Raw genomic sequence first — 15868 nt, 5'->3', positions numbered from 1 at the left:
GAGCGCCGCATGAAAACGCCTATCGGGATTTAAAGTGAAAGTGACGCCGTCTTTGGGCGGTCGGTGGCGCCGAGTGTTGCTGGGTCACATCAAGCCCGTGCCGCGGCCTCTGCTCTAATACGCTGCATTAGGCTATGCAGCCCGTTCGAGCGGGTCGGCGACAGGTGTTGGGACAGGCCGATGTCGTGGATGAACTGCGGCTCGGTCGTGGCAATTTCGGCGGCCGGGGCGTCGCTGTATACGCGCAGCGCCAGTGCCACCAAACCCTGAACAATCGCAGCGTCCGAACCGCCACGGAATCTCAGGGTGTCACCGGAATCATCAACCGCTAGCCAGACCTGGGATTGGCAGCCGCGGATTAAATTGGCGTCGGTTTTGTCGGCGTCAGGCAACGATTCGAGCATGCGTCCAAGCTGAACCAGGTATTGGTAGCGTTCCATCCAGTCGCCGACCATGGAAAATTCGTCGGCGATGTCGCGTTGGCGCTGTTCTACAGTATTTGTCATGGTCCAAGTGTGCGGTCGTCATGGTGGCTTTTCAACCGTAAGCGGGCGGCGTTGTCTGGGTTGGGCGCCGGTTATATTGTCCAACACCGAGTAATTCCGGAGCGCAGCCATGCACGTGGTGATTTTTTACAGCCAGCGACGTTTAAACACGCCGGACTACGATATCTGGGCGGTAAAGATGGGCGCCGAGGTCGAACGCCAGTCGGGCTTTTGTCACGCTCATTCATTTCGCAATGCAGACGGTTTTGGGGTGACCCTGAGTTACTGGGTATCAATCGATAGTATTCGCCAGTGGGGGCGACACGCAGACCACCTCAAAGCCCAGGCCTATGGCCGTGGCGAAGGGTATGTGCGCTATCGAATCGAAATAGCTGAAATAACCTCGACGCGCGAGTTCGAGGCCGAACCACGCGTCGAGTGTTAGCGCTTACTTGCTGCTGTAGTACGCCGCCAGGTTGGCGATGTCGTCATCCGACAAGGCCGCCGCCATGCCGTACATGATGGCCGCTTGGTAGCCGGTGCGCTCTTGGCCGCGGTAGGCTTTCAGCGCGCCCTCAAGGTAGGCCGCGTTTTGACCGGCCAAATTCGGGTAGGTCGGCACCATCGAGTTGCCGTCAGCACCGTGGCAGCCGGCGCACATCATTGATTTAGCCTGACCGGCGGCGGCATCACCGGCGGTGGCTGCGAAGGGCGTCAATGCCAGTAATCCAATTAGAGCTAGTTTTTTCATTGTTCAAAAGCCTCAAAGTTGGTTGATCAGATAATCCAGTAGCAGTTGTACGTGACAATCCAGTGAGTCGACAAGGGGCAGGCTGCAATTATCCGCATCTAACACTAACCCAAGCTCGGTGCAGGCAAGCAAAACTTGCTCGCCCTGAAAGCCCTCGGCTAAGGCCTGAAAGCGGCCCCTGGATGCTTGGGTGACCCGCTCTTTAGCCAATTCGGTGTAGATAATGTCGTGCACCCAAGCCTGCTGCTCGGCGCTGGGGACTTCAATAGCGCAGCCACGCGCGCTCAAATAGTCGCGTAAAAATGGCTTGGCCATGGTGAATGCGGTGCCCAGCAAAAGGGTAGGCCGCCGACCCAGTGCCTGGGCAATGCCGTCGCCGATGTGTAGCACCGGCACGTCGACGTGGTTTTGGACCGCATCAATGCACAAGTGCAGGGTGTTGGCGCCGATCGCAATGGCGCCAGCCCCGGCCACTTCAAGTTCGCGTGCGCGTGCGCCGAAAAATTCGCCCAGTGCGTTCCAGTCTTCGGCGGCTTGGGCGGCGGCGATGGGCGCAAAATCGGCTGAATGAATAAGCATCGGTGCGCTGGCGATACCGCCGCGGGCGTCTTGGTAGGCGCGATTCAGTTTGGCGTAGTAGTGCTGGGTTGAGACCCAGGTAGTGCCACCCAATAGACCGATGGGTTTCATAATCCGTTACACTCCCATTTTCGTTTTTTCTGTGAGCATCATGAGCGACACGCCCCAGCACTTTATTGCCGACATCATTGCCGACGACCTTGCCAACCAAAAGCACGCATCCGTCCTTACGCGCTTTCCGCCTGAGCCCAATGGTTACCTGCACATTGGCCACGCTAAATCGATTTGTTTGAACTTTGGCGTGGCCGAACAGTTTGGCGGCCGAACCAATTTGCGTTTTGACGATACCAACCCGGAAAAAGAAGACCAAGAGTACATCGACGCGATCCGCGAGGACGTGCGGTGGCTGGGCTTTGAACCCGTCAGCGAGTGCTATGCGTCGGACTACTTCGACCAGCTTTATGCCTGGGCCCAGGACTTAATCGCTCGGGATTTGGCCTACGTTGATGAACTCGGCGCCGAACAGATGCGCCAATACCGCGGCACCCTGACCGAGCCGGGTAAGCCCAGCCCGTGGCGCGATCGCGCGGCGGAAGAGTCCTTGGTGTTGTTTGAAGAAATGAAGCAGGGCCAGCACGCCGAAGGCAGCTATATTGTGCGCGCCAAAATCGATATGGCGCACCCCAACATTAATATGCGTGACCCGGCGCTGTACCGAATCCGCCGCGCCCATCACGCCCGCACGGGCAACACCTGGAATATCTACCCGACCTACGACTTTGCCCACGGCCAGTCCGATGCGCTTGAATCTATTACGCATAGCCTGTGCACCTTGGAATTCGAAGACCACCGGCCGCTGTACGAGTGGTTTTTGGCGCAGTTGCCGGTGCCCTCACAGCCGCGGCAGATCGAATTTAGCCGACTGCAGCTGGAAAACACCCTGACCAGCAAGCGCAAACTGCTGTCCTTGGTCACCGAAGGCCATGTGTCCGGTTGGGATGATCCTCGTATGCCGACCATTCGCGGCCTGCGCCGCCGTGGTTACACGCCCGAATCCTTGCGTGACTTTTGCCAGCGCATTGGTGTCACCAAAAAAGCCAACACCATTGAAATGTCGCTGCTGGAAACCTGCCTGCGGTCGGACTTAGAAAACCGCGCGCGTCGCGGTTTCGCGGTTCAGGATCCGCTCAAGGTCACGATCACAAATTGGCCCGCCGGCGAGGTCTTGGACATTGACGCACCGTGGCATCAGCGAGTCCCGGAATTGGGATCGCGCACGCTGCGCTTTGACGGCACGCTGTACATTGATCGTGCGGATTTCGAAGAGATCCCGCCGCCGAAATACTTCCGCCTAAAGCCCGAGGGCTCGGTGCGCTTAAAGTACGGTTTCATTGTCGATTTTGAATCCATGGTCAAAGACGCCGACGGCCACATCACCGAACTCAAGGTGACCTACGACCCGGCCACGCGCTCGGGCCAAGACGAGTCCGGCCGCAAGGTCAAGGGCACGATCCAGTGGGCGCCGTCCGACGCGGTCGCCAGCGACCTGCGTTTGTACGATCGACTGTTTACCGAGACCAACCCCAAGGGCGAAGATTTGGCGGCCGAGCTGAACCCAGACTCGTTATCGATAAAGCACGGCTTGGTCGAGCCTGCCTTGGCGGCGGTCCCGGTCGGCGAGATTGTCCAGTTTGAGCGTGTGGCCTATTTCCGCAAAGACGAGAACAGCGCCGAAAAACCGGTGTTTAACCGCGCGGTGACCTTAAAAGACGGCTGGGCCAAGGTTCAGAAGAAGGGTTAGAAGCGGTAGCGCAGTCCCAGTGAAATGACGGCTTCGTTGTTGCGCTGGATCGTGGTTTTTTGGGACACGCAGGCGCTGTCGTCTAGGCACTGGGTTTGAGTTTCGCGTTGGATTAAACCGAGGTCGGCACTCAGATCCAGACGCCGGTCGCGGCCTAGGTGTTGAACCACCCCGATGCCCAAGTAGGGATGACCGCGTTGCAGGGCGTCCAAGCCGGTTTCACCGTCGTGCGAGCCAAAACTGCTTTGGCTGTCAATGACCACGCCGCCAGAGAAACGAAGGCCCAAAGGGCCCGCGGGGCTATCGGCGACAAAGGCGTCGCCGCCGGTGGTGGCGTTTAAGGTTTTGGCAGCCAGGTCGAGTTGATTGGGCTGAGTGCTCTCAGCCCATGCCGGAATCGCCAGCGCGAATATCGCAAGCCAACCCAAACGCATGTTCTCTCCTAGTTAGCTAAAAACTATAGCACTGGCAGAAAACATCGGGCTGTACTTTGGGTAAAACTGAGTACTACGAACACTTTTCGTGGGGGCCGCGCACGCGCCCTCGGGTTCGACATGGCAGTCGTTTTCGGCGATATTGTCGCGTCAATTTTAGAGGTCATGCATGCTGCACCACGTCGTACTGTTCACCGCCAAATCCCCGGAAAACGTGGATGCCATTGTTGAGGGTCTGCAACTGTTGGAACAGATCCCGGATTCCGAGCATTTGAGCATCAGCCGCAACATCAAACGCGACCAAATCAGTGACGCCATTGATGTCGTGGTGTTTGGGTTGTTCCGCGACGAGGCCCAGTTAGACGCTTACAAAACCCACCCGCTGTACCAAGCCTCGATTGATCGTGTGCGTCCGTTGCGTGACACCCGTTCAGTGGCTGACTTTTACCCCAAGGATTCGAAATGATTCGTTTAAGCTTGATTGTGACCAGTTTGTTGTTAGGCGCCTGCATCGGAGTGCCTTTTGTTCCCGGTATTTGAACTGCTGGCGGTCGCGTTAGCGATCGCAGCCCTGGGCTGGGCGATACATGACCGCATCGCCTTGACGCGCGCTCGAGCCATGGCCGACAGCGCTCAGTTCGTGGCCTCCGGTGCGCAAGAGCGTGTCGATGAGCTGGAAATGCGCTTGGAAGATGCCCAGGACACCATCAGTGACCTGAATCAGCAGCGCGCGGCAATCGAGGCTCGGGGCGAGCAGGTCCAGGCTAACTTCGAGGCCCAAAAAGTGGCCATGCGCGATGAATTTAAGTCCTTGTCCGCGCAAATTTTGGAAAGTCGCGAGAAAGCCTTTGAAGCGCGCTCGTCGGAAAGTCTGGGCACGCTGTTGGAGCCGCTGAAGACGCAAATTAAATCGTTCAGCGAGCGCACCGAGCAGATCAACAAAGACAACACCACGCACCATGCAACGCTGCAAAACGAACTGAAACAGCTTAAAGAGCTCAACCGAAAAATCACCGACGAGGCGTCGAACCTGACCCAAGCGCTGAAAGGCGACAGCAAGTTGCAGGGTAATTGGGGCGAGATGCAGGTCGAGCTGATTCTGGACCGCGCCGGGCTGACTAAGGGTTTGGAGTACGAGCGCGAGGTCAGCATTACCGAGGGTGAGCAGCGCTATCGTCCGGATGTCATCGTGCATTTGCCGGAGGGCAAGCACCTGGTGGTGGATTCCAAGGTATCGCTGAAAGCTTGGGTGGATGTGGTCAATTCGGACGACGAGGCGCTGCGGGTCGGCGCCATGGCGCGCCATTTGGACAGCATCAAAAAACACATCGATGGCTTGTCGAAAAAAGACTATGCCAAGCTTAATGGCCTACAGTCACCGGACTTCGTGCTGATGTTTATGCCGATTGAGCCGGCCTTTCAGGCAGCCTTCCAGGCCCAGCCGGACCTGTATCAGTATGCCTTCGAGCGCAATATTATTATCGTCGTGCCGTCGACGCTGCTGGGTATGCTGCGAACCGTGGCGAACATCTGGGCCCAGCAAAAACGCGGCGAAAGTGCCCGCCAATTAGCCGACGAGGCGACCAAGCTGCACGATAAATTGCGTGTCTTTAGCGAGCGATTCGAAGAACTCGGAAAGTTGATCGACCGCACTCAGGCTCAGTTCGATAAGACCCGAACATCGATTACCGGTCGCGGTGCGCTGGTGCGCACCATCCAGAGCTTTGAAGAAAAGGGGGTCCAGTTCAAAAAAGAACTGCCGGCCAGCCTGCTCGACGCCGAAGACGGCGAGGCGGTCGCGCCGCCAAAACTGGACTGACGTTACACTTGCATGAATAGCATGGACACCTGCTGCCAATGAGCGCTCCGCAAACCGCATTACCGGGCTGGATTGATTATGGCCTGATTCCCCTGACCAACTTGCTGTTGGCGTTTCTGGTCGCCGGTTGTTTGGTGCTGTTGATTGGCGAAAATCCGATTGAGGCGGTTCAGCTGATGCTCGAGGGGGCGCTCGGATTTGGTGAGGGCATCGGGTTTACCCTGTTTTACGCCACCAGCTTCATCCTGACCGGGTTGGCCGTTGCGGTCGCCTTTCACGGCGGGCTGTTTAACATCGGTGGCGAGGGCCAGGCTTACGTCGCCGGCTTAGGCGTGACCTTGGTGGCGCTCAGTTTCGACACCACACTGCACTGGTCGCTGGTGATGCTGTTGGCGATGGTCGCGGCGGCCTTGTTTGGCGGTTTGTGGGCGCTGGTGCCGGCCTGGCTCCAGGCCAAGCGCGGGTCCCACGTGGTAATCACGACCATCATGTTCAATTTCATTGCCTCATCCTTGATGGTTTATTTGCTGGTCAACGTGTTAAGCCCAGAGGGCTCGATGGCGCCGGAGTCGCGGACCTTTGAAGTTGACGGGCGCATCCCGAAGTTGGACGGCTTTATGCAATGGTTTGGTGTCGACATTGGTTCGGCACCCTTGAATGCCAGCTTCTTTGTTGCCCTAATTGCCTGTGTGGCGGTGTATCTGCTGATTTGGAAAACGCGGCTAGGCTACGAAATTCGGGCGTTTGGCGCGAATCCGACGGCGGCGGCCTATGCCGGTATTAACCCGGTTCGAATCACCCTGATTGCGATGATGCTGTCCGGCGCGTTGGCCGGTTTGATGGCGCTCAACCCGGTCATGGGTGACCAGGCGCGCTTGAATGTTGAATTCGTCGGCGGTGCAGGTTTCGTCGGTATTGCGGTGGCGCTGATGGGACGCGCCCACCCGGTCGGCATCGTGCTGGCATCAATTCTGTTTGGCATGCTGTACCAAGGCGGCGCCGAGCTAGCCTTCGAAAAACCCAACATCACTCGGGATTTGGTGATTGCCATTCAGGGCTTGGTGATTCTGTTTGTCGGTGCGCTTGAACACCTGACGCGGCCTTGGGTGGCGCGGGCCTATGCTCGCGTGGCGGGGGGCGAATAATGGAATGGTTTAACACCCTGATTTTGATTCTCGACAGCACGATACGGCTGTCGACGCCTTTGTTGCTGGCCTGTTTGGCGGGGCTGTATAGCGAGCGCGCCGGTGTTTTTGACATTGGCTTGGAAGGTAAAATGCTCGCGGCCGCCTTCGCGGCGGCGGCGATGGCGGCGGTTACCGGCTCGGCCTGGTTGGGATTGCTGGCCGGCATCGGCGCCTCGGTGGCCTTGTCCTTGGTTCACGGCTTTGCCTGTATTACCCACCGTGGCAATCAAATCGTCTCCGGCGTCGCGATTAACTTCGTGGCGCTGGGCATGACCGCGCTGCTGGGCCAAGCCTGGTTCAGTCGCGGCGGGCGCACGCCGGCTTTGGATTCGGATTCGCGTTTTGGCAATCTGACCTGGCCCGGTGCCGAGGCGTTGGCGGACGTACCGGTGATCGGTGGCATTTATTCGGAATTGTTGAGTGGCCATAACGGGCTGGTTTATGTGGCGTTTCTGGCGGTGCCGTTGACGGCCTGGGTGCTGATGAAAACTCGGTTTGGGCTGCGCTTGCGCGCGACCGGCGAGAACCCAGCGGCGGTGGATACCGCGGGTATTTCAGTGGCGCTGGTGCGTTACAAAGCGGTCATTTGTTGTGGTTTGTTGTGTGGTTTGGCTGGGGCCTATTTGTCGATCGCCCAGACCGCCGGATTTGTCCAAAACATGACCGCCGGCAAAGGGTTTATCGCGCTGGCGGCGCTGGTGTTCGCCAAATGGCGACCGGTTCAGGCGATGTTTGCGTGTTTGCTGTTTGGTGCGTTGGATGCAGTCGCGATTCGTATGCAGGGCGTTGACGTGGCGGGATTCGCGGTGCCGGTGACCTTTATCCAAGCCTTGCCGTACATTTTGACGGTGATTTTATTGGCCGGCTTTGTCGGTCGCGCGGTGCCGCCCAAGGCCGGCGGTGTGCCCTACGTGAAGGAACGTTAATCATGAGCCTACGTCAACTGGCCGAGAGCGCCCGCAGCAAAGCCCATGCGCCCTATTCTAACTTCCATGTCGGGGTTGCACTGGAAACCGTGGACGGTCAAACCTTTGTCGGGGCCAACATGGAGAACGCCAGTTACCCCGAGGGCTGGTGCGCCGAAACTACGGCGATTGCGCACATGCAAATGGCAGCACCGGGGGCGCGTATTAAGCGGGTATTGGTGCTGGGGCAGGGCGAGGGTGTATTAACGCCCTGTGGCGGCTGTCGTCAGCGCCTGTCCGAGTTTTCGAGTGCCGACACCCTGGTCGAGTGCACCAATTTAAAGGGTGACACCCGAACTTTTCGAATGGACGAGCTACTGCCCGCCGCCTTCGACCTTGACCCCAGCCATTAATTGACCCATCTCGGCGTCGCCGGCGCCGGGGGCCACTTCACCCATGATGCGGCCGTCGTACATTACCAAGACGCGATCCGATAGCGCTCGAATCTCGTCCAATTCAACCGACACCAACAAGATCGCCTTGCCCTGGGCACGCAGCTCCAACAGGCGCGTGTGGATGGCCTCAATTGCACCAATGTCCACGCCGCGGGTTGGTTGCCCGACCATTAACACATCCGGGTCCTGCTCAATTTCCCGAGCGATCACCATTTTTTGTTGGTTACCGCCTGAAAAGCTGGCCGTTTTTAGGCGTGGGTTGGGCGGGCGCACGTCAAAACGGCGCATTTGCTCGGCGGTCTGTTCGATCAATTTTGAGCGCCGCAGAAAGGCGCCGGCCCCGACCTTGTAGTGGTAGCCCAAAATCGTATTTTCGTTGGCCTCGAACTTGGTCACCAGCCCCATGCGGTGGCGATCTTCGGGCACGTGCCCAAGGCCCTTTTCACGGCGCCGGGTTGGGTTTGAACGTTTGGCCAAGTCGACGCTGCCGGCATCCAAGGTCAGGCTGCCGCTGTCGGCGGTGTAAATGCCCCCAAGGATTTCCAATAATTCGGACTGTCCGTTACCCGAGACACCCGCAATGCCCAGTATTTCGCCGGCGTGCAGCTCAAAGCCAATGTCTTTGAGGCGCTGCACGCCGCTGTCGTCGGTGTAGTTCAGGTCGCTGACCGCCAGCTTGCAAGGGCCGGGCTGATGCTCGGACTTGTCCAGTGAAAAGCTGACGTCACGCCCGACCATCCATTCGGCGAGGGCATCGGTGGTGGTGTCGGCGGTGTTCATGTGGGTGACAATCTCACCGCGGCGCATGACCGATACGCGATCGGTGATGGCCATGATTTCGCGCAATTTGTGGGTGATCAGCACCACCGTTTTGCCCTGCTCGCGCAGCCGCTCCAAGACCCGAAACAGTTGCCCGGCCTCCTCGGGGGTCAACACCCCGGTCGGCTCGTCCAAGATTAAAATGTCGGCGTCGCGGTAAAGCGCTTTAAGGATCTCGACGCGTTGCTGGGCGCCAATTGGCAGCTCACCGACCGGCTTATCCAAGTCCACGTTCAGGCCGTATTCCTGTTGAATCTGTTCGAGCTTGCGCCGCGCATCCGTCAGGCCGCGATTCAGCAAAAGCCCACCTTCCATGCCCAGCAACACGTTCTCCAGCGCCGACAGGTTTTCCACCAACATGAAGTGTTGATGGACCATGCCGATGCCCAGCGCGATGGCCTGGGCGCTGCTGCGGATGCTGACGTCCTGTCCTTTGACTCGTATTTGGCCGGCGTCGGCTTCGTAGAATCCGTAAATGATCGACATTAGAGTCGATTTTCCGGCGCCGTTTTCACCAACAATCCCGTGCACCGTGCCGCTTTCAATCGACAGGTTGATGTTTTGGTTGGCCTTGACGGGTCCAAAGGACTTACTGATGCCAATCAGCTCTAATGCGGTCATGTGATTTCCGGCTGGTCAAAAAAAATGCGCTGCTCCATAGGAACAGCGCATCGGGATTAGCGCGAGGGACTTACAGCGGGCAGCTGTTGTCGCTCATGTAATCGTGAACGCTGATGTTACCGTTGATAATGTTGTTTTTAGCAGTTTCGACTGCGGCACGCATCTCATCGGTGATCAGAGCTTGGTTATTTTCGTCCAAGGCCCAGTCAACGCCACCTTCAGCCAGACCCAAAACGCGGAAGCCAGTGCTCCATGCGTCGTTTTTGTAGTCCATGAAGGCTTCGTAAACGGCGTTGTCGACACGCTTGAGCATGCTGGTCAAAACTTTGCCCGGGTGCAGGCCGTTCTGGTTAGAGTCAACGCCAATGCCCAAGATGCCGGCGTCGGCTGCGGTCTGCAAAACACCAAAGCCGGTGCCGCCTGCGGCTTGGAACACCACGTCAGCGCCACGATCGATCTGTGATTTTGTTAACTCGCCACCTTTAACCGGATCATTCCAGGCCGCGCCGGTGTTACCGGTCATGTTGCCGAATACTTCCGATGCGCCGGCCGCAGCTGCGCCTTGCTTGTAGCCACATTCAAAGCGACGAATCAGCGGAATATCCATGCCGCCAACAAAGCCCACTTTTTGGGTGGTCGATGCCATGCCCGCCAGCAAGCCGACGAGGTAGCTGCCTTCGTGCTCTTTAAACAGGATCGAGCGCACGTTGGGTTGGTCAACGACCATGTCGACGATGCCAAAGGCCGTGTCGGGGAATTCAGCGGCGACTTTTTCAACGGCTGAACCGTGGCTAAAGCCAATCGCGACGACGGGGTTAAAGCCTTTGCGCGCGAAGTTACGCAGGGCTTGTTCGCGCTGGGCGTCGTTTTGAATCTCAAAATCGCGGTAGCTAACGCCGGTTTCATCTGCGAAACGCTCGGCGCCCGTGAAGGCCGCTTGGTTGAAAGATCCGTCGTTTTTGCCGCCAAGGTCGTAGACCACTGCGGGATTGAGTTCGGCAGCTGCCGCACTCAATGACAGGGCCGCGCCGATGGCGACGGTAAAGGCTTTGCGCAACATGAAGGTGTGCTCCGTGGTAGTTGTTTTAATTAACCGGTTGAAAGTACACCGGCCGGGCGATTAAAAAAAGCCTTGGCCGGTGTCGCTGAGTTTAGTGAACCAGATCCGCGACCATGTAAGCGGTCGCCGCCGACAGCGTCCAGCCGAGGTGGCCGTGGCCGGTGTTGTAAAAAACGCCGGGGCGACTACCGGCCATCACGCGCGGCATCATGTCCGGCATCATCGGGCGCAGTCCCGCCCAGGGCACAACCTGATCGGTTTTAACGCCGGGGAAGTGGCGCTGGGTCCAGCGCAGCAACGGCTTGATGCGGTCGGCGCGGATGTCTTTGTTGGCACCGTTGAACTCGGCGGTGCCGGCGACGCGGTAACGGTCCGGCCCAAGGCGGCTGGTGACAATCTTGGCATCGTCGTCGTTCAGGCTGACCCAGCCACAGGCGTCTTGCGAGGCTTGGTCGGGCATGTTGACGGTGATGCTGTAGCCCTTGACAGGGTATATGTTGATGCGATCGCCCAGCTTTGCCGCGATTGCGCGACTGCCAACGCCGGCGCACACGACGACGGCATCGAAGTGGTCCTGCTCACCCGTGGCATAGGTCACGTAGACGCCGTTTTTGGTCACCAGGTCGACGATTTCGTGCTCGAACTTGTAGTTGACGCCGCGCTTTTTGTTGGCGCTTTCGAGGCCGCGGCAGTACTTGTGAATATCGCCGTTAAAGTCCGACTCGGTAAAAAATCCACCGACCAGATCGCCGTGCAGCGTCGGTTCCAGCGCGCGGATGTCCTCGGGTGTCAGCACGCTGCGCTCCAGCCCGCCTTTCTTCAGTAACTTGTTGACGCCGATGCCATGATCGAAGCCTTTTTGGGTGGCACAGATGTGCAGCATGCCGCGGTCGGTGCGGTCAAAATCAATGTCGCCCTCGCTGGCCATCCGGGTCAGGTGTTCGCGCGCGGCCAACGCCAAGCGTACCGTGTTGACGGTGTTCTTTTCATAATGGCGCATGGCGTACAGGAATTCGGCGAACCACGAGTAACGGTGCCAGTTCGGCATCAGGTTCATTTTCAGCGGGGCTTCTTTTTCAAACAGCCACTTGATGCCTTTGGCGATGGTCGAGGGGTGGTTCCAGGTCTCGGCGTTGCAGGCGGACAGCTGGCCGCCGTTCGCAAACGAGGTGTCCATTCCAGAATAGCGCTCACGGTCAATGACGGTCACTTCGTGGCCTTTGTCAGCGAGGGCGTAAGCGGTGGTTGAGCCGGTGATTCCGGCGCCTAAGACAGCAACTTTCATGGTGTTTCTCCGTTCAGTGGGCGGCACAGTGCTCTGTGCGTCGCCCCTCTGTCACGGTACCTGAGAGTGTCACCCGTCCTGCGGGCTTGCTCCTTCGGTGGGCACTCGAAGTGCCGCTCTCCAGATGTTAGGTGGTTCGTCAGCGGTCCCTTGGCCTGAGAGATTCCGGGGTCGTTGCTCCTTCGGCGCGGCGTTTATTAGTGCCGACTCTCCCGCTGACTGGATGTAAGTGTCGGCGAAAAGGTCGCCTGTGTCCATGGCGTTAGCGGTAACCCTTGGCTTGGAGATTAAACAAATGCGCGTAACGCCCGTCCAACGCCAGCAATTTAGCGTGATCGCCGCGTTCAATGATTTGGCCTTGGTTCATGACCACAATTTGATGAGCGTGGCGCACGGTGGAAAAGCGGTGGCTGATTAGAATCGCCATTTTGTCACGGGCGTAGTCACGAAATCGTTCGAAAATATCCGCTTCGGCCTGGGCGTCCATGGCCGCGGTTGGCTCGTCCAGTACCAGTAAATCGGCACCTTCGCGCATGAATGCGCGGCTCAACGCAATTTTTTGCCACTGGCCGCCGGACAGCTCCTGACCGTCTTTGAACCAGCGGCCCAGTTGGGTGTGATAGCCGCGGCTCAGGTCGCCAATAAACTTGGCGGCTTCGCCTTGTTCGGCCGAGGCTTTCCAGCGCGCTTCGTCGTTGAAGCTGGAGACGTCACCGGCACCAATGTTTTCACCAACCTGTAATTGGTAGCGCACGAAATCTTGAAAAATAACGCCGATCCGAGTGCGCAGGGCTTCGACGGACCACTCCATCAGGTCATTGCCGTCAAGCAAGATGCGCCCGGCGGACGGTCGATACAGCCGCGTCATCAGCTTAATCAATGTGGTCTTGCCGCTGCCGTTTTCGCCAACAATGGCCAAGGATTGCCCGGGCTTTAGGTGCAAGTCGATGTGGCTTAGGGCATCGCGCTCGGTCCCGGGGTAGCGAAAGCTGACATTTTCAAAGCGAATGCCGTCGCCGGGCAAGTCGCCCTGCGTGCGCACGCCCGGCTCCATCGCCACCGGCTGCTCTAAATACTCGTACAGGTTGGACAGGTAGAGGTTGTCCTCGTACATCCCGGAAATGGCGGTGAGCATGGCGCTGACGGCCGATTGACCTTGTTTGAACACCAGTAAGTACATGGTCATCTGGCCCAGTGTCAGGGTCCCCGCGGCGGTTTCAAAGACGACCCAACCGTACGCAAAGTAGAAGGCCATCGACCCCAGCAGGCCGAGCACAAAGCCCCAGCCTTCGCGGCGCAGTGTCAGTCGGCGGTCCTCGGCAAAGAGTTTTTTGAAGATCGCCTTGTAGCGTCCCAGCAGCGTCGGCCCGAGGCCGAACAGCTGGACCTCTTTGATGCTGTCCTCGCGGGCCAGCACGGTTTCCAGATACATCTGCATGCGCGTGTCGGGGGAGCGCCAGCGGAACAGTCGAAAGGCCTCGCCGGAAAACTTGGCTTCGGACACAAATACCGGCAACGCGCCAATGATCAGCAGCAACAGCGCCCAGGCGCTGAACTGAAATAGCAGCACCGAAAATGACGCGATCGAAATGGCGTTCTGAATCAGGCCAAAGGTCTTGATCACCAGCGCTAACGGGCGCTGGCTGGCTTCGCGCCGGGCCCGGGTCAGTTTGTCATAAAACTCGCTGTCCTCGAATTGGGTCAGCGAGAGGGTTTGGGCCTTGTCCAAGATCATTTCGTTGACGCGCTGGCCGAGCATGGCGCGCAGCAGCGATTGCGCCGCCGCAAGCCCGCGCTGGGCGGCGGCCAAGGCCACCACCAGTCCCGCCTCGACACCGACCCAGGTATAGACCGTGCCAAGGTCTTTTGGACTCGGGGCTTCCATTGCACTGACCACCGCGTCCACAATGAGTTGGCCGACATAGGCGATGCCCGCGGGTAACAATCCGGCCACCAATGTCAGCGCGCCAAGCACGATCGCCAGCGTTCGTGAGGTCTCCCAGACCAGGATTAATGCGCGTTTTGAATAGCTGAATACACCAAGAAAATTACGTGGTGAACTTGGGTCTGGCTGGCTCATGCGGTCACTTGCGAACGAAAGGAATGGATATGCTGACACCAACTACCCCCGTCGGTCGAGGGGAGTTTATCGCCATGCAAGCCTGCATGATTGCCCTGGTCGCGATGAGCATCGATGCGGTGCTGCCGGCGTTGGGGGTGATTTCGGATGACTTTGCCCTGACCGATCCGAATCAGCGTCAATGGGTCATCGGGACTCTGTTTTTGGGGATGACGGCGGGGCAGTACTTTTATGGTCCGCTGACCGATCGCTTCGGCCGTCGCCACGTGTTTTTCGCCGGCCTTGCACTGTTTCTAGTCGGCGGCGCCATGGCCGCCATGGCCGACAGCTTTGAGTCGTTGATGGCGGGGCGATTGATTCAGGGCATCGGCGTGGCCGGCCCGCGCATTGTCAGCCAGGCCATGATTCGCGACCGTTTTTCCGGGGTCGAAATGGCCAAAGTCAGTTCGCTGATCATGACGGTGTTTATTGCGGTGCCGGTGTTTGCCCCCAGCATTGGCCAGGTCGTGCTGTGGTTTACCGATTGGCGCGGAATTTTTTGGGGGCTGCTGGTGGCCGGCCTGACGGTCGGGGTCTGGGTTGGGCTGCGTCAGCCGGAAAGCTTGCCGGCGCCGCGCAGTTTACGCCTGTCCAGCATTCTAAGCGCGACCTGGGAAGTGTTGTCCAATCGGGTCGCGCTGTGTTGCACCGTAGCGGTCGGCTGCACTTTTGGCACGCTGGTTGGGTTTTTGATGTCCTCCCAGCAGATCTACCAGGAAACCTTTGGCGTCGGCGACGCCTTTGCGCTGTATTTTGGCTTGGGTGCGCTGTCCGTGGGGGTCGCCAGCTTCGCCAATTCGATCTGGGTTGAGCGCTTTGGTATGCGTCGGACCTGTTTGACCGCGCTGGCATTTTGTACGGTTTGGTCCGCTTTGTTTGCTGGACTGGATCACATTTCTGGCTTGTCGTTATGGCAATTTATGGTCTTCGTTATGCCGCTTTTTTTCTGTTTGGGGCTGTGTTTTGGCAACCTGACGGCCATGGCGATGGAGCCGATGGGTCACATTGCCGGTACCGCGTCGGCAGTAATCGGGACCTTAAGTTCATTGATCTCGGTGCTGGGCGGGGGTTATATCGGGGGTCTGTACGACGGATCCTTGGTCGGTGTGCTCAGCGGATTTTCGCTGGGCTTGCTGGTGGCACTGTTATTTACCCTAGTGTCGGGTGTCACCGCTGGTCAGGCGATGCAGAAGGCCATAGAATAGGCTTCCGATTGGAGGCAGTTACCGACTAGTTGGTTTTTTAGCCTCGTATCGCCCAAACCACTTTTTATAGAGGGCAACACCATGTCAAAAGGGCACTCATTACAAGACCCTTACCTAAACGTACTCCGCAAGGAACGTGTTCCGGTCTCCATCTTTTTGGTCAACGGCATTAAGCTGCAGGGCCAAATCGAATCTTTCGATCAATTCGTTGTGCTGCTTAAAAATACCGTCAGCCAGATGGTTTATAAGCACGCGATTTCGACCGTGGTGCCGGCCCGAAACGTCAAGCTGCCGATGCCTGGCGCCGAAGACGAGATCGACGCGGAAGAGGAAAAGCCCGCGC

At 58.2% G+C, this 15868-nt stretch carries 16 protein-coding genes, 1 pseudogene and 1 riboswitch; of the genes and pseudogenes, 9 read left to right on the top strand and 8 right to left on the bottom strand.

The annotated features are described in order from the left end of the window. Nucleotides 1–89 precede the first annotated feature (89 nt). Nucleotides 90–506, bottom strand: a complete 417-nt coding sequence (locus tag GH975_RS11670; RefSeq protein WP_153714689.1) for a SufE family protein — start codon at nt 504–506, stop codon at nt 90–92. A gap of 109 nt (nt 507–615) precedes the next feature. On the opposite strand from GH975_RS11670, the gene GH975_RS11665 reads away from it, so the two are divergent. Continuing rightward, nucleotides 616–930: an antibiotic biosynthesis monooxygenase family protein gene (locus GH975_RS11665; RefSeq protein WP_153714688.1), complete on the top strand. Its 315-nt coding sequence runs from the start codon at nt 616–618 to the stop codon at nt 928–930. Nucleotides 931–933: 3 nt separating this feature from the next. Here GH975_RS11665 and GH975_RS11660 read toward each other — a convergent pair whose 3' ends face one another. Both GH975_RS11660 and GH975_RS11655 read right to left on the bottom strand, forming a co-directional pair. Continuing rightward, the gene (locus GH975_RS11660) at nt 934–1236 is read right to left on the bottom strand and encodes a c-type cytochrome (RefSeq protein WP_153714687.1); all 303 of its coding nucleotides are present in this window, start codon (nt 1234–1236) and stop codon (nt 934–936) included. A gap of 12 nt (nt 1237–1248) precedes the next feature. Next, nucleotides 1249–1926, bottom strand: a complete 678-nt coding sequence (locus GH975_RS11655) for an aspartate/glutamate racemase family protein (protein ID WP_153714686.1) — start codon at nt 1924–1926, stop codon at nt 1249–1251. 40 nt (nt 1927–1966) lie between these two features. Between GH975_RS11655 and GH975_RS11650 the strand changes: the two genes are divergently transcribed. Next, nucleotides 1967–3616, top strand: coding sequence for a glutamine--tRNA ligase/YqeY domain fusion protein (locus GH975_RS11650; RefSeq protein WP_153714685.1), 1650 nt, complete (start codon nt 1967–1969; stop codon nt 3614–3616). On the opposite strand, the gene GH975_RS11645 is transcribed toward GH975_RS11650, so the two are convergent. After that, complete coding sequence (locus GH975_RS11645) at nt 3613–4050, bottom strand: hypothetical protein (protein WP_153714684.1); 438 nt, start codon at nt 4048–4050, stop codon at nt 3613–3615. The two genes, GH975_RS11650 and GH975_RS11645, sit on opposite strands and share 4 nt — an antisense overlap. A gap of 169 nt (nt 4051–4219) precedes the next feature. Here GH975_RS11645 and GH975_RS11640 point away from each other — a divergent pair, with 169 nt between their 5' ends. The 5 genes from GH975_RS11640 to cdd are packed head-to-tail and all read left to right on the top strand — an operon-like array spanning nt 4220 to nt 8374. Then, on the top strand, nt 4220–4516 hold the full coding sequence (locus tag GH975_RS11640) for a Dabb family protein (RefSeq protein ID WP_153714683.1): 297 nt from the start codon (nt 4220–4222) through the stop codon (nt 4514–4516). 57 nt (nt 4517–4573) lie between these two features. Continuing rightward, complete coding sequence (gene rmuC, locus GH975_RS11635) at nt 4574–5869, top strand: DNA recombination protein RmuC (protein WP_153714682.1); 1296 nt, start codon at nt 4574–4576, stop codon at nt 5867–5869. A 38-nt stretch (nt 5870–5907) separates the two neighbouring features. Beyond that, nucleotides 5908–7014, top strand: a complete 1107-nt coding sequence (locus GH975_RS11630; protein ID WP_153714681.1) for an ABC transporter permease — start codon at nt 5908–5910, stop codon at nt 7012–7014. Continuing rightward, a complete protein-coding gene (locus tag GH975_RS11625) occupies nt 7014–7982 on the top strand; it encodes an ABC transporter permease (protein ID WP_153714680.1) in 969 nt (322 codons plus the stop codon). Before GH975_RS11630 ends, GH975_RS11625 begins: the two co-directional genes overlap by 1 nt. Nucleotides 7983–7984: 2 nt before the next feature. After that, on the top strand, nt 7985–8374 hold the full coding sequence (gene cdd / locus GH975_RS11620; RefSeq protein WP_153714679.1) for a cytidine deaminase: 390 nt from the start codon (nt 7985–7987) through the stop codon (nt 8372–8374). Here the strand turns inward: cdd and GH975_RS11615 are convergent. The 4 genes from GH975_RS11615 to GH975_RS11600 form a co-directional block, all read right to left on the bottom strand. Continuing rightward, on the bottom strand, nt 8336–9856 hold the full coding sequence (locus GH975_RS11615) for an ABC transporter ATP-binding protein (RefSeq protein ID WP_153714678.1): 1521 nt from the start codon (nt 9854–9856) through the stop codon (nt 8336–8338). The two genes, cdd and GH975_RS11615, sit on opposite strands and share 39 nt — an antisense overlap. 70 nt (nt 9857–9926) lie before the next feature. Next, nucleotides 9927–10916 (bottom strand): BMP family lipoprotein, encoded by a 990-nt coding sequence (locus tag GH975_RS11610; RefSeq protein ID WP_153714677.1) that lies wholly within the window; start codon nt 10914–10916, stop codon nt 9927–9929. 91 nt (nt 10917–11007) lie between these two features. Beyond that, complete coding sequence (locus GH975_RS11605) at nt 11008–12201, bottom strand: D-amino acid dehydrogenase (RefSeq protein ID WP_153714676.1); 1194 nt, start codon at nt 12199–12201, stop codon at nt 11008–11010. Between the two features lie 133 nt (nt 12202–12334). Then, a riboswitch (glycine riboswitch) is annotated at nt 12335–12426 on the bottom strand. 37 nt (nt 12427–12463) lie between these two features. Then, a complete protein-coding gene (locus GH975_RS11600) occupies nt 12464–14281 on the bottom strand; it encodes an ABC transporter ATP-binding protein (RefSeq protein WP_153714675.1) in 1818 nt (605 codons plus the stop codon). Between the two features lie 29 nt (nt 14282–14310). Between GH975_RS11600 and GH975_RS11595 the strand changes: the two genes are divergently transcribed. Further along, nucleotides 14311–15525: a multidrug effflux MFS transporter gene (locus tag GH975_RS11595; RefSeq protein ID WP_170272640.1), complete on the top strand. Its 1215-nt coding sequence runs from the start codon at nt 14311–14313 to the stop codon at nt 15523–15525. 81 nt (nt 15526–15606) lie between these two features. Continuing rightward, nucleotides 15607–15849: pseudogene (gene hfq / locus GH975_RS11590) on the top strand (RNA chaperone Hfq); the annotation flags it as partial. Between the last annotated feature and the right edge of the window lie 19 nt (nt 15850–15868).

This window comes from Litorivicinus lipolyticus, assembly GCF_009650135.1.
Classification (GTDB): domain Bacteria; phylum Pseudomonadota; class Gammaproteobacteria; order Pseudomonadales; family Litorivicinaceae; genus Litorivicinus; species Litorivicinus lipolyticus.
Note: the sequence above shows the minus strand (reverse complement) of the source record. Positions and strands in the feature narration are given on the sequence as shown.

Coding starts and splice junctions, on each gene's coding strand:
- GH975_RS11670 (WP_153714689.1), bottom strand. CDS start 506: ATGACAAATACTGTAGAACAGCGCCAACGCGACATCGCCGACGAATTT.
- GH975_RS11665 (WP_153714688.1), top strand. CDS start 616: ATGCACGTGGTGATTTTTTACAGCCAGCGACGTTTAAACACGCCGGAC.
- GH975_RS11660 (WP_153714687.1), bottom strand. CDS start 1,236: ATGAAAAAACTAGCTCTAATTGGATTACTGGCATTGACGCCCTTCGCA.
- GH975_RS11655 (WP_153714686.1), bottom strand. CDS start 1,926: ATGAAACCCATCGGTCTATTGGGTGGCACTACCTGGGTCTCAACCCAG.
- GH975_RS11650 (WP_153714685.1), top strand. CDS start 1,967: ATGAGCGACACGCCCCAGCACTTTATTGCCGACATCATTGCCGACGAC.
- GH975_RS11645 (WP_153714684.1), bottom strand. CDS start 4,050: ATGCGTTTGGGTTGGCTTGCGATATTCGCGCTGGCGATTCCGGCATGG.
- GH975_RS11640 (WP_153714683.1), top strand. CDS start 4,220: ATGCTGCACCACGTCGTACTGTTCACCGCCAAATCCCCGGAAAACGTG.
- GH975_RS11630 (WP_153714681.1), top strand. CDS start 5,908: ATGAGCGCTCCGCAAACCGCATTACCGGGCTGGATTGATTATGGCCTG.
- GH975_RS11625 (WP_153714680.1), top strand. CDS start 7,014: ATGGAATGGTTTAACACCCTGATTTTGATTCTCGACAGCACGATACGG.
- cdd (WP_153714679.1), top strand. CDS start 7,985: ATGAGCCTACGTCAACTGGCCGAGAGCGCCCGCAGCAAAGCCCATGCG.
- GH975_RS11615 (WP_153714678.1), bottom strand. CDS start 9,856: ATGACCGCATTAGAGCTGATTGGCATCAGTAAGTCCTTTGGACCCGTC.
- GH975_RS11610 (WP_153714677.1), bottom strand. CDS start 10,916: ATGTTGCGCAAAGCCTTTACCGTCGCCATCGGCGCGGCCCTGTCATTG.
- GH975_RS11605 (WP_153714676.1), bottom strand. CDS start 12,201: ATGAAAGTTGCTGTCTTAGGCGCCGGAATCACCGGCTCAACCACCGCT.
- GH975_RS11600 (WP_153714675.1), bottom strand. CDS start 14,281: ATGAGCCAGCCAGACCCAAGTTCACCACGTAATTTTCTTGGTGTATTC.
- GH975_RS11595 (WP_170272640.1), top strand. CDS start 14,311: ATGCTGACACCAACTACCCCCGTCGGTCGAGGGGAGTTTATCGCCATG.